Origin of the sequence: Bradyrhizobium sp. SZCCHNS30572 (genome assembly GCF_032484415.1) — a bacterium.
Classification (GTDB): Bacteria; Pseudomonadota; Alphaproteobacteria; order Rhizobiales; family Xanthobacteraceae; genus Bradyrhizobium.
Genome location: NZ_JAUESY010000005.1, coordinates 426508 through 439535, shown reverse-complemented (window position 1 = coordinate 439535; position 13028 = coordinate 426508). Strand labels below are relative to the sequence as shown.

The window sequence follows — 13028 nt, the reverse complement described above, 5'->3', positions numbered from 1 at the left end:
GCCACGCCGATGATCTCTCCTTCCGAACCGGCTCCCGCCACTGTGTCCCGTCCACGCCGCGTCTTCACGCTTGGCGCGACGGGAACGATCGGCCGTGCCACGGTACGCGCGCTCGTCGCGCGCGGGCACGAGGTGGTCTGCTTGGTGCATCCGCGCCATGACGCCGTGAAGATCGCGGGCGCCACCGTCAGGACGGGGGATGTCACCGATCCCGCCTCCCTCGCACGTGACGGCTTTGGCGGTGAGCGGTTCGACGCCGTGGTGTCCTGCATGGCCTCGCGGACCGGCGTGCCCAGGGATGCCCAGGCGATCGACTACCAAGCCCATGTGAACGTGCTGGATGCCGCGCGGAGTGCCGGTGTGAGTCACTTCGTCCTGCTGTCCGCCATCTGCGTGCAGAAGCCGCTGCTGGCGTTTCAGAGGGCCAAGCTGGCGTTCGAAGCGCATCTGATGGAGCAGGGGCTGACCTACTCGATCGTCCGCCCGACCGCGTTCTTCAAGTCGCTGTCGGGACAGGTCGCGCGGGTGAAGCAGGGCCGGCCCTATATGGTGTTCGGCGACGGCCGGTTGACGGCGTGCAAGCCGATCAGCGACGGGGACCTCGGCGACTATCTGGCCGGATGTCTCGATGACGAGCGCCGCTGGAACCGGGTGCTGCCGATCGGCGGCCCAGGCCCCGCCATCACGCCGATCGAACAGGGCGAGCATCTGTTCGCGCTGCTCGGACGCAAGCCGCACTTCCGGCACGTCCCGGTGGCGCTGCTCGATGTCATCATCGGCGGGCTCGATGTCGCCAAGCGGATCGTGCCGTCGCTGGCCGACAAGGCGGAGCTCGCCCGCATCGGCCGCTACTACGCGACCGAATCCATGCTGGTGCTCGATCCCGCCACCGGCCGCTACGACGCCGACGCCACGCCGTCGACCGGATCGGAGACGCTGTTCGACTACTACGCCAGGCTGATCCGCGGTGAGGCGACCGCCGAGCGCGGCGATCACGCTGTGTTTTAACCTCGATCTCTCCGCGTCATTGCGAGGAGCGCAAGCGACGAAGCAATCCAGAGTCGCGGGCGCGGCCCTGGATTGCTTCCGCCGTCGCCCTTCGGGCTTTGGCGGACAGGTCGCTTCGCTCGCAATGACGGAGAGATGAGACATGCGGTCTTCTTCTCGCGGCGCGTTTCGCGTCCGAGCTTTAGCGTTCGTCCTGCCCTCTTCGAGAAGAGGGCACGGGGAATGCCGGGCGCTGGCCGCACCCATGGCCCGCCTGCGGAAAAAAATGCAGGCGGCAGGAACCACAGGTTCAGCCGAGAACACCCGGCATTCCCCGCGCGATGGTTTGACGGCTGCTTCGCGTTCTCCCCGGTGCTCCGGGCTTTCTGGCCACCGTTGCCCGCGCGGCGCGTGAGCGCCGGCACGGGCGTGACACCAGCGTCGGGGTGTCAGGACCACGCGACTTGACCGTGCGCATCGCTGCCGTTCGTCCGCGCGAGGTTCACTCGCGCGCAGCACCGACACGCCCACCGCGTCCCGCACCCGACGTTCGTGACGACCGCGAAGCGCCCCTCGTGTGAGGCGGGACAGGAGAACGTATACACCAATTCTGAAAAAAAGAAATAGAATTCTTTCGACGGGTGAGTGTCGGCGGAAGCGGGCGGGTATCGCCCTCTTTATGTCGCTGGTCGGACCTTCCGACAGCCGCGCGTAGAGCGGATTGCGGACTGAATTGCTCCGGTCACGCCGCGCAGCGTGATCCTCGCCTCAGCCGACCACACACGGCACACTCGCAAACCCGCGAAACCGCACCCGGCCGCCGCGCACTGGCTCGCCCTCGAGCTGATAGTTCGGAAACCGCGCCAAGAACCGCCCAATTGCCACGGCGCCCTCCAGCCTTGCCAGCGCCATCCCTGCGCATTGATGGGCGCCGGTGCCGAAGGCGAGGTGGCGGTTGGCGAGGCGGGTGATGTCGAAGCGTTCGGGATCGTCGAACTGGGCGGGATCGCGGTTGGCAGCGCCGATGCACAGCGTGACCGATGTTCCGGGCGCCAACGCGATGCCGCCAAGCTCGACGGCTTCCGTCGTCATCCGATTGCCGAGCTGGTTGGAGCTCTCGTAACGCAGGATCTCTTCGACCGCGGTGCGGATCAGGTTGGGGGCCTCGATCAGCCTCTCGCGCTCGGCCGGATGCTGGCCCAGCAGGACGAGGCCGTTGCCGATCAGATTGGTGGTGGTCTCGTGGCCGGCATTGAGCAGGAAGATGCAGTTGTGCAAGAGTTCCGTCTCGCTCAGCCGCTCGCCGTCGGCCTCGCCCCGGATCAGCCGGGTCAGCACGTCGCGCTCGGGATTGCCGGGGGCCGCGCGCCGCCGCGCGACCAGGTCTTTGAGATAGGTCAGCATGTCGCCGACCGCCTGGTTGCCACGGGCGAATTGCTCGGCCGACAGCACCGGCTCGAGCGCGCCGAGGATGGCGAGCGACCAGTCGCGCAAGGGGGCGCGCTCCTCGTGCGGCACGCCGAGCAGGTTGCCGATCACCTCGATCGGGATCGCCGCGGCGAAATCCTCGATCAGCTCGAAGCGGTCCTTGGCGGCGATCCGGTCCAGCAGTCCGTCGACCAGCGCGATCAGCGCCGGCTCCATCTCGGCGATCGCGCGCGGCGACAGCGCGCCCATGATCAGGCGGCGCACCCGGGTGTGCGCCGGAGGATCGTTGAAGACGAGGCTGGTCGTGTGATGCTCGTACAGCAGCGAGTTGCCGTATTTGGGCGCGAACTCGCGCTTCTTGTCCGACGAAAACGTCCTGGTTGCCTTGTAGGCGGTGATCAGATCGTCGTAGCGGGTGAGGAAATAGGAGCCGTTGCGCATGCGCTTGACCGGGGCGTGCCGGCGCAGCGCGCGATAGGTCGGGTAGGGATCGGCGTAGAACTCCGGCGTCAGGCTCTCGAGATCGAACTGGCTGGCGAGCGCTGCGTCGTCGGTCATGTCTGGTCCTCCCGGCCGATTCTTGTTTTTGTCCCGGCGACCGTCGCACGGCGAGCGGCGGAAGAAAATGTGCCCGCCGCGGTGGTCTCCGCGCGGCCTTGCGTCCACCGATGGAGCGGTGCCCCAGATCCGCCGCTTTGAGAGGTATAAAATTGCCTTTGGCGCCGGTGAAATCCCGCCTGCAATTTCAGGGACTTGGCCGCCGACCCTGCTGCGCCGCGGCATCTTTCTTGACACAGATCAAGTGAGTATTTACTCACGGCCGATGTCCACTTTGCGCATGACAAGCGATCTCCGCAGGCAGCTGATCCTCGGTGCAGCCAAGCGCTGCTTCGCGCGTCATGGCTATGCTGGCACCACGACCAAGAGCGTGGCCGCCGCGGCGGCGATCTCGGAAGCGCTGCTGTTCAAACATTTCCCCTCCAAGGCGGCGCTCTATGCGGAGATCCTCACCGAGGAGTGTGAGACCGATCCGGATTTCGAGGTGCTGCTCAGCCAGGAACCTTCGACCGCGACGCTGGTCATGCTGATGGCCGGGATGGTCCGGCATTTCCTCGGCATTGCCGACGGCCCCAATGAGGAAGAAGAGCAGCGGCTGCGGCTGATGGCGTCGAGCCATCTCGACGATGGCGAGTTCGCAAGGCTGCTGTATACGAAGATCGATGATCTGATCGGCGCCAAGTTCGTTAACTCTCTGGACAGCGCCGTTGCCTCCGGTGACGCCGTGCGATTGGCGGCCGCGCCGCGCGATCTGTTCTGGTTCGCGCATCACACGGTCTTGATGGCGGCATTGACGCGGCTTCCATCCATTCCCTGTGTGCCGTATGGAACTGCGGCGAGCCTGGAGCGCCAGCTCAGCGAATTCATCCTGCGCGGCATCGGACTGACCGACGCCGCCATTGCGTGCTACCTCGATCACGAATTGTCGCAACCTCCGGCCCGGCCGGCGACGGCAGAAAGTGCATGACATGAACATTGCGACGGAACCCAAGCTCTCAGGAAAGCCGGTCCACGGCAAGCCGCGCAAGCGCACCCGCCCGGTGCTGTGGTTCATCGTGGTTGGCGGCCTGCTCGTGGCGCTGGTCGGCGGTCTCGTATGGTTCAACATGTTCCGCGACAAGATGATCGCGCAGTTCTTCGCCAACATGAAGCCGCCGCCGCTCAACGTCAGCGTCGCGACGGCGAGTTCGGAGACGGTGCCGAACCTGTTGACCGCAGTCGGCGATCTCGCCGCCGTGCATCAGGTCAACGTGACCTCGGACGTCAGCGGCCGCATCACCGACATCATGTTCACGCCGGGCTCCACGGTGAAGCAGGGCGCGCCGCTGGTGCAGCTCTATGACGCGCCGGATCAGGGCGATCTCGCCAACTACAAGGCCCAGGTGACTGTGGCGCAATTGTCGCTTGATCGCGCCAAGCAGCTGGCGTCGCGCCAGTTCGGGCCGCAGGCGACCGTCGACCAGGCCCAGGCCGCCTACGACCAGGCCCAGGCCGGCATCGCCAAGACCGAGGCGCTGATCGCGCAGAAGCTGGTGCGCGCGCCGTTCGACGGCGATCTCGGCGTCCGCAAGGTCGAGGTTGGCCAGTATCTCAGCGCCGGCACGCAGATCGTGTCGCTGACCGATCTGTCGGAGCTGTGGGTGAACTTCACCGTGACGGAGAAGGACAGCGGCCAGCTCAAGGTCGGCCAGACCGTCCGCATCGGCGTCGATGCCTATCCGGGCCGGACCTTCGAAGGCAAAATCACCACGATTGAGCCGCAGATCGCGACCGACACGCGCAACATCCGCGTGCAGGCGACGATCGCCAATCCGGAGCGCATCCTGAAGCCGGGCATGTTCGCCACCGCCACCGTGGTGCTGCCGGAGAAGCCGCCGGTGCTGACGGTGCCGGAGACCGCGGTCGACTACACGCTCTATGGCGACTCGGTGTTCGTCATCAACGAGAAGAAGACCGACGACGGCAAGACCGCGCTGACGGCCGACCGCATCTATGTGCAGACCGGCGACCGCATCAACGGCCGCGCGGTGATCCTCAAGGGCCTCAAGGAAGGCGATCGCGTCGTCGCCGTCGGCCAGCTCAAGATCCAGTCCGGCGCCGCGGTCGCGATCTCCACCGATCCGCTGCCGCCGGTCCCGGCGAAGCCGCCGCGCTACTGAGCGACCTCTGATCCAATGCCGGGCCGCCCTGAGGCGGCCCGCCCGGACCTCATCTGACTTCTGCTGACGGGATTGCCGCGATGCGTTTCACCGATATCTTCATCAAGCGCCCGGTGCTGTCGGTCGTGGTCAGCCTGCTCATTCTGCTGCTCGGCCTGCGCGCCGCCTTCGTGCTGCCGATCCGGCAATATCCGAAGCTGTCCAACACCGTCGTCAACGTGACGACCGTCTATCCCGGCGCCTCCGCCGACCTGATGCAGGGCTTCATCACCACGCCCTTGGAGCAGGCGGTCGCATCCGCCGAGGGCGTCGACTACATCACCTCGTCCTCGGTGCAGGGCACCAGCACGATCCAGGTGTTCATCAAGCTCAATTTCGATCCGAACCAGGCGCTCACCGAGGTGCTCGCCAAGGTGAACTCGGTCCGCTACCTCATTCCGAAGGAATCCAACGATCCCATCGTCACCAAGACGACGGGACAGACGACCTCGGTGATGTATCTCGGCTTCTCCAGCGAGGAGCTGTCGGGCTCGGCGATATCAGACTATCTGACGCGCGTGGTGCAGCCGGTGCTGTCGACCGTCGATGGTGTCGCCGCGGCGAACATCCTGGGCGGGCAGACCTTTGCGATGCGGATCTGGCTCAATCCGGAGAAGATGGCCGGCCGCAACGTGTCGCCGACGGACGTCGCGGCGGCCATCGCCGCCAACAACTTCCAGTCCGCGGCCGGACAGGCGAAGGGCTATTTCATCGTCTCCAACGTCACGACCAACACCGGCCTCACCGACGTCAACCAGTTCAAGCGGATGATCGTCAAGGCCAAGGACGGCGGCTTCGTCCGCATGGAGGACATCGCCACCGTCGAGCTCGCCGCGCAGAGCACCGACGCCAGCGTCGCCTTCAACGGCGAGCGCGCCATCTTCATCGGCGTCGACGCGACGCCGCAGGGCAATCCGCTCAACATCGTCAAGGGCGTGCGCGCGCTGTTCCCGGACCTCGAGCGCAATTTGCCGCCGTCGATGAAGATGAAGGTGGCCTACGATTCCACCAAGTTCATCCAGTCGTCGATCGACGAGGTCGAGCACACGCTCGGCGAGGCCGTGCTGATCGTCATCGTGGTCATCTTCCTGTTCCTGGCGTCGCTGCGCTCGGTCATCATTCCCGTCGTGACCATCCCGCTGTCGCTGATCGGCGTCTGCACGATGATGCTGGCGCTCGGCTTTTCCATCAACCTGCTGACCCTGCTCGCCATGGTGCTGGCGATCGGCCTTGTCGTCGACGACGCCATCGTGGTGGTGGAGAACATCCATCGCCATCTGGAGGAGGGCAAAGCGCCCGTGCAGGCCGCATTGCAGGGCGCCCGCGAGATCGTCGGTCCCGTCGTCTCGATGACGATCACGCTGGCTGCGGTGTATGCCCCGATCGGCTTCCTCGGCGGTCTCACCGGCTCGCTGTTCCGCGAATTCGCGTTCACGCTCGCCGGCTCGGTCATCGTCTCCGGCGTCATCGCGCTGACCCTGTCGCCGATGATGTGCTCGGTGCTGCTGCGCAGCGCCGAGGAGGGCCGCTTCGCGCGGCTCGTCAACCGGGTGTTCGGCGCGATGACGCGCTGGTACGGCCGCCAGCTCGACCGCTCGCTCGACTACCGGCCGGTGACGGCGCTGTTCGCGCTGACGATCCTCGGCCTCGTCGGCTTCCTCTACATGCACACCTCGAAGGAGCTGGCGCCGGAGGAGGATCAGGGCATCGTGTTCTCGATCACCAAGGCACCGAAATACGCCAACATCGACTACATCAACTTCTACACCGACAAGGTCGACAAGGCGTTCCAGAAGTTCCCCGAGACCGACCTTCGCTTCGTTCTGAACGGCATCCTCGGCCCGCAGGGCGGCTTTGCCGGCATGCTGCTCAAGCCCTGGGACGAGCGCACGCGCTCCTCGATCAAGCTGAAGCCGCTGGTGCAGGCGGAGCTGTCCAAGATCGAGGGCATCAACGCCTTCGCCTTCAACCTGCCGGCGCTGCCGGGCGGCCCCGGCGGCCTGCCGGTGCAGATGGTGATCAGCTCGACCAGCGGCTTCCAGGCGGTCTATGAGCAGATGGCCAAGCTGAAGGACGCCGCCCGCAAGAGCGGCATGTTCATCGTCTCCGACAGCGACCTCGAGTTCAATCAGCCGGTGGTCAAGGTCTGGATCAATCGCAGCAAGGCGAGCGATCTCGGCATCACCATGCAGTCGATCGGCAACACGCTGGCCGTACTGCTCGGCGGCAACTACATCAACCGCTTCAACCTCGAGGGCCGCTCCTATCAGGTGATTCCGCAGGTGCCGCGCGACAAGCGGATCTCGCCGGAATCTCTGTCCGGCTACTATGTCGCGACCTCGGCCGGCCAGCAGGTGCCGCTGTCGACCGTCGTCAACATCGAGACCGCGACCGACCCGAACTCGCTGACGCATTTCAACCAGCTCAACTCGGCGACCTTCTCCGCCGTGCCGATGCCGGGCGTCACTGTCGGGCAGGCGGTCGACTTCCTGGAGAAGCAGGCCAAGAACCTGCCGTCCGGCTTCAGCCACGACTATCTCGCCGACGCCCGTCAATACGTCCAGGAGGGCAATCAGCTCGCCATCACCTTCGGCTTCGCGTTGGTCATCATCTTCCTGGTGCTGGCGGCGCAGTTCGAGAGCCTGCGCGATCCGCTGGTGATCATGATCAGCGTGCCCATGGCGATCGTCGGCGCGCTGATCCCGCTGTTCTTCGGGCTGGCGACCATGAACATCTACACCCAGGTCGGCCTGCTGACGCTGGTCGGCCTGATCACCAAGCACGGCATCCTGATGGTGGAGTTCGCCAACGAGCTGCAGCTCAACGAGGGGATGGACCGCCGCACCGCCATCGAGACGTCCGCGCGCATCCGCCTGCGGCCGATCCTGATGACCACGGCGGCGATGGTCACCGGCCTGATCCCGCTCTTGACCGCGACCGGCGCCGGCGCCGCCAGCCGCTTCTCGATCGGCCTCGTCGTCGTCGCCGGCATGTCGATCGGCACCTTGTTCACACTGTTCGTACTGCCGGCCGTCTACACCGTCATCGCCACCAACCACCAGGCCGCCGCCAAGTCGCTGCGCGCCCGGCAGATCGCCCAGTTCGACGCCGAGACCGACCACGCGCTGAAGGCGACGTGAGCGGTTTCTTTGGGTTGCTGAAGATCAACGGCGGCTGCTCCTGACAGTCGCCGTTTTTGTCGGGCCGTCTCTTACTCCCTTTACTGGCGTCACGGCCGGCGGCGCCCGCCGCGGCGCTCAGCACGGCGGCCTCTTAAAGAACAGATGGTCGAGCAGGATCAGCAGAGCGGCGATGCCGATGATGATGAAAAACGCGAAGGCGTAGTGCAATGACCGATGGAAGTGCGCGCGATAGGCGCGGGAATATTCGTCGGCAGTGACACGGCGGAGCGTGAACCAGCCGCGCCATTCCGGTGCATGGCTCGCCATCAAGACCCGCTCGCGAAACGCCAGCGCCCAGATCACGACGCCAGCCCCCATGTCGACGATCGTCAACAATCGCAGGAGATCCTCAGCCATTCGAGCTAGCATGGAGAGACCTCGCTCACTCCTCCTGCTGCGGATCGAGCGCGTCGCGCAGGCCGTCGCCCAGGAGGTTGAGCGACAGCACGACGAGGAAGATCGCAAGACCGGGCCAGATCGCCATCCACGGCGCGTTGGTGAGGAAGCGCTGGGCGGCGTTGAGCATGCTGCCCCAGGACGGGGCGGGCGGCTGCTGGCCCAGGCCTAGGAATGACAGCGCGGCCTCGGCGATGATGGCGGCGGCGACCGACAACGTCGCCTGCACCAATAGCGCCGGCATGATGTTCGGCAGGAGGTGCCTGACCGCGATCTGCAGGTCGGTATCGCCGACGCTGCGGGCGGCCTCGACATATTCCTCGACCTTGACGCTCATCACCTCGCCGCGGGTCAGCCGGACGAAGATCGGCGTCGCCGAGATGCCGATCGCGATCATGGCATTGCCGAGGCTCGGCCCCAGGAACGCCGCCAGCGCGATCGCCAGGATCAGGAACGGGCAGGCCAGCATCGCGTCGGTGATGCGGCTGATCAGGGCATCGAGGAAGCCGCCGCGATAGCCTGCGAGCATGCCGATGGGGACGCCGATCGCCAGCGCGATGGCGACCGAGATCGCTCCGGCCAGCAGCGAGGCCCGCGCGCCGTAGATCACGCGGGCCAGCACGTCGCGGCCGAGATCGTCGGTGCCGAACCAATGCGCCGCCGACGGCGCCTTGCGCACCAGCGCCCAGCTCGTCTTGATGGGATCGTAGGGCGCCACCACCGGCGCTGATACGGCGAGCAGGATGAAGGCCGTGATCAGGCAGAGTCCGACCATGGCGCCTTTGCGCTTCACCAGTCGGCGCAAGGTGCGCTGCATCGGCCGCTCGAGCGGAGCGAGGGCGCGTGCTCCGTGCGGAGCTGACAGCGTCGTCTCGGCCATCTCAGCTCCTCAGCCGCGGATTGACGAGGACATAGGCGAGATCGGCGATCAGGTTCAGCATGATGTAGACGGTGGCGGTGACCAGCACGACGCCCTGCACGACGGCATAGTCGCGATTGAACACGGCATCGACGATCAGCTTGCCGAAGCCGGGGATCGAGAAGATCTGCTCGGTCAGCACGGCGCCGGACAACAGCGTCCCGAGCTCGAGCGCGCCCAGCGTGATCACCGGCGTCAGGGCATTGCGCAGCGCGTGGCGCAGGATGACCTGGCGTTCGGAGATGCCCTTGGCGCGCGCGGTGCGGATGTAGTCGCTGCCCAGCACCTGCAGCATCGCGCTGCGGGTGTGGCGCATCAGGATCGCGGCGATGGCGTTGCCGAGCACGAAGGCCGGCATGATGGTGGCGGCGAGGCTGGCCCGCCAGTCCTCGGCGGGCGAGATGTAACCGGAGGCGGGGAGCCAGCCGAGCTGGATCGAGAACAGGAAGATCAGCATGATGCCGAGCCAGAAGTTCGGCGTCGAGATGCCCCACAGCGCAAACAGGTTGGCGGCATAGTCCCAGGCCGTCCCGCGCTTCACGGCGGAAACGATGCCGGCGGGAATGCCGATCAGGAACGCGATCACGATCGCCATCGAGGCGAGCTGCAGGGTTACGGGCAGCTTCTGCAGGATGAGGTCGCGCACCGGCATCTTGATGCGCAGCGACTCGCCGAAATCGCCCGAGAGCACGCCCTTGATCCAGTAGCCGTATTGAACCGGAAGCGGCTGGTCGAGCCGATACTGTTTGCGGATCTGCTCGATCACCGCCGGATCGCGCTCCTCGCCGGCCATCACCAGCGCGGGGTCGCCGGGCAGGAGCTGTTGCAGCGAGAAGATGAGGATGGAGACAAAGATCAGCGTCGGGATGATCTGGGCGATGCGGCGGGCGAGGAACGTCAGCATGATCTGCGTCCCTCGCGGCAGTCACCCGGCGCGTCATCGGAAACCGGTCGTGCTCCCAGCGTTCCCTCCCCCACAAGGGGCGAGGGAGCGCAGCGCGCGCGAGGCGTCGCGGTCGCGTCCCAACGAAGGGGGGCCAAGTGACTGCTCACTTCAGCTTCAGGCCGATCACGCGCACCAGGCCGTCCGGCATCTGCTTGTAGCCCTCGAGCTTCTTGGTGTGCGCGATCAGGATGCGTCGGTGGTAGAGGTAGAGAATCGGCTCGTCCTCGATCTCGAGCTTGGTCAGCTTCTCGTAAAGCGCCTTGCGCTGGGCCATGTCGGTCACCAGCCGTGCGTCGCTGAGCGCCTTGTCGGCCTCGGCGTTGGCCCAGACGCTGTAGTTCTGCGGCGCGTTGCTGTGCAGGAACACGTAGCTGTTGCCGTCGGGATCGATCCGGCCGCTCCATGACAACATGAACGCCTGATAGTCGCCGGCCTCGGCCTGCTTCAACGAGGTCGCAAACTCCGTCACTCGGATCTTCATGTCGAAGCCGGCCTCGGCGGCCATCGACTGTACGACCTGGGCGGCCGCCTCGGTCTCGGCGCCCTTCGGTACCATGAAGTCGACCGCGACAGGCGTCGTCACGCCGGCCTCTTTCAGCAGCGCCTTTGCCTTCTCGACATCGCGGGCACGCACCGGGAAGGCCTTCTGATAATAGGGATGCGAGGGATTGACCCACTGGTTGCCCGGCATGAATTCGCCGTTGAAGACCACCTGGTTGAGCGCCTCGCGGTCGATCGCGAGATCGAGCGCCTGGCGCACCTTCGCGGACTGGCTGAGTGGGCCCTTGGCCTTGTCCTTGCCGATGTTGAGCGTGATGCCCTGATAGCCGAGCTCGATCGCGGTCGACAGCGCAAGCTTGGAATCGGCGCGCACGTCCTTGATGTCGGTGGCGAGCACGCGCTCGATCAGGTCGAGGGCTCCGGACTTCAGGTTCGCCAGCCGCACCGTGGCGTCGACGATCGGCTGGTAGACGATCCTGTCGATGAAGACGTTGTCCTTGTTCCAGTAGTCGGCGAACTTCTCGAACACGATGCGGTCCTGCTGGACGCGCTCGACGAACTTGTACGGACCGGCGCAGACCGGATGCAGGCCGAACTTGTCGCCGGCCTCCTTGGCCGCCTTCGGCGACACCATCATGCCGGCGCGGTCGGTGAGCTGGGCGATCAGCGGCGAGAACGGCGCTTTCAACACCAGCTTGATCGTCAAGGGATCGACGACGTCGACATGATCGAGCGAGGCCAGCTCCGGCTTGCGGAACGAGCCGGGGAGGGTGAGATGGCGGTCGAGCGAGAACTTGGCGGCCTCAGCGTCGAACGGCTCGCCGTCATGAAACTTGACGCCGGGCCGGAGCTTGATGGTGACCTCCTTGCCGTCGGCCGAGGTCTGCTGCGACAGCGCGAGCTGCGGCACGATGTTGAGCTTGTCGTCGATGTCGAACAGCTTGTCGCAGGTCGCGGCGAAGACGATGCGGCCGACATAGGTGCGGGCCATGGTCGGATCGAGAACGTCGGGGTCCTCGGCAAGGCCGATGCGCAAGGTGGTCTGCGCCTGCGCGACCGGCCCCCAAGAGGCCACGACAACGGCCGCGACCGCGGCCAAGCACCAGTTCCTCATCATCCGATGTCCCTCACGCGAATGCAGCCTGCGTTGTTGCACTATCAATACCAACCCCGATCACGCGCCGTCCTTCCGGCTCGGTCATGTCTGGTTCGCGAGCGCGGCGGCGATGCCGGCATCAATCGTGGCGCGATCCGTAATCCCTGCCGGATTGTCGCGCGTCGGCATGAACTGCCGGAACACGGCCCAATGCTTGCGGCTAACGCCCTCCAGTCGTTCGAGCTCTGCCAGCGGATCGGGGTGATCATCGACACGCAGATCGAGCTCGGACCATTCCTCCTTGCCGTGGACCAGAAGAGCGGCCGACTGTTTGCCGCGCTTGTCACCGCCGGCGGCCTCGCCGGCCTTCATGGCTGCGATCAGACGCTCCGCGAAGGGCAGGGCGTGGCTGGCGATAAACGCGTTCGCGGTTTCGTTCAGCACCTGCGGGCCGGCCAGCATGTTGCCGGCAATCGAAAAGCCACGGCCTTCGAGATGGCCGCACCAGTCGATGCAGTCGCGGCCGGTGTGGGCGGCAATCTGGCCGTTGTGATCGAGGATGTGGAGCTGGCGGCTCTCGCGGCCGGGATCGGCAGATGTCAGCAGTTGCACGATCTCGCGCGGATGCCGGCCGTCGCGCAGCAGCGTGACGCCGTCGATGCCGTAATAGGGATTGACCAGCGCCTGTGTGGCGATGCCGCCGTGGCCGGCGACGATGAAGGGCACGCGCGCGCCGACGGCGAAGAAGCGGGTGGCGACGGCGATGCCGATCCGGCCGGTGAGATCGTCCTTGGCAATGATCGACCAGGTCATCGTC

At 65.8% G+C, this 13028-nt stretch carries 10 protein-coding genes; 4 read left to right on the top strand and 6 right to left on the bottom strand.

Features of this window, described 5'->3' with window-relative positions:
* Positions 1 to 9 precede the first annotated feature (9 nt).
* Positions 10 to 1008 (top strand): NAD(P)H-binding protein, encoded by a 999-nt coding sequence (locus QX048_RS16240; RefSeq protein WP_315826396.1) that lies wholly within the window; start codon positions 10 to 12, stop codon positions 1006 to 1008.
* 747 nt (positions 1009 to 1755) lie between these two features.
* On the opposite strand, the gene QX048_RS16235 is transcribed toward QX048_RS16240, so the two are convergent.
* The gene (locus tag QX048_RS16235; RefSeq protein ID WP_315826395.1) at positions 1756 to 2973 is read right to left on the bottom strand and encodes a cytochrome P450; all 1218 of its coding nucleotides are present in this window, start codon (positions 2971 to 2973) and stop codon (positions 1756 to 1758) included.
* Positions 2974 to 3253: 280 nt separating this feature from the next.
* Between QX048_RS16235 and QX048_RS16230 the strand changes: the two genes are divergently transcribed.
* From QX048_RS16230 to QX048_RS16220, 3 genes are all read left to right on the top strand, one after another.
* A complete protein-coding gene (locus QX048_RS16230) occupies positions 3254 to 3940 on the top strand; it encodes a helix-turn-helix domain-containing protein (RefSeq protein WP_315715751.1) in 687 nt (228 codons plus the stop codon).
* A 1-nt stretch (position 3941) separates the two neighbouring features.
* The gene (locus QX048_RS16225) at positions 3942 to 5132 is read left to right on the top strand and encodes an efflux RND transporter periplasmic adaptor subunit (RefSeq protein WP_315715752.1); all 1191 of its coding nucleotides are present in this window, start codon (positions 3942 to 3944) and stop codon (positions 5130 to 5132) included.
* A gap of 80 nt (positions 5133 to 5212) precedes the next feature.
* Positions 5213 to 8311: a MexW/MexI family multidrug efflux RND transporter permease subunit gene (locus QX048_RS16220; protein ID WP_315826394.1), complete on the top strand. Its 3099-nt coding sequence runs from the start codon at positions 5213 to 5215 to the stop codon at positions 8309 to 8311.
* A gap of 117 nt (positions 8312 to 8428) precedes the next feature.
* On the opposite strand, the gene QX048_RS16215 is transcribed toward QX048_RS16220, so the two are convergent.
* The 5 genes from QX048_RS16215 to QX048_RS16195 form a co-directional block, all read right to left on the bottom strand.
* The gene (locus tag QX048_RS16215; protein ID WP_315826393.1) at positions 8429 to 8710 is read right to left on the bottom strand and encodes a hypothetical protein; all 282 of its coding nucleotides are present in this window, start codon (positions 8708 to 8710) and stop codon (positions 8429 to 8431) included.
* Between the two features lie 25 nt (positions 8711 to 8735).
* Positions 8736 to 9566: an ABC transporter permease gene (locus QX048_RS16210; RefSeq protein ID WP_315826486.1), complete on the bottom strand. Its 831-nt coding sequence runs from the start codon at positions 9564 to 9566 to the stop codon at positions 8736 to 8738.
* Between the two features lie 64 nt (positions 9567 to 9630).
* Complete coding sequence (locus tag QX048_RS16205; RefSeq protein ID WP_315826392.1) at positions 9631 to 10572, bottom strand: ABC transporter permease; 942 nt, start codon at positions 10570 to 10572, stop codon at positions 9631 to 9633.
* A 145-nt stretch (positions 10573 to 10717) separates the two neighbouring features.
* Positions 10718 to 12229: an ABC transporter substrate-binding protein gene (locus QX048_RS16200; protein ID WP_315715826.1), complete on the bottom strand. Its 1512-nt coding sequence runs from the start codon at positions 12227 to 12229 to the stop codon at positions 10718 to 10720.
* 84 nt (positions 12230 to 12313) lie between these two features.
* Positions 12314 to 13024 (bottom strand): DUF1028 domain-containing protein, encoded by a 711-nt coding sequence (locus tag QX048_RS16195; protein ID WP_315715756.1) that lies wholly within the window; start codon positions 13022 to 13024, stop codon positions 12314 to 12316.
* Between the last annotated feature and the right edge of the window lie 4 nt (positions 13025 to 13028).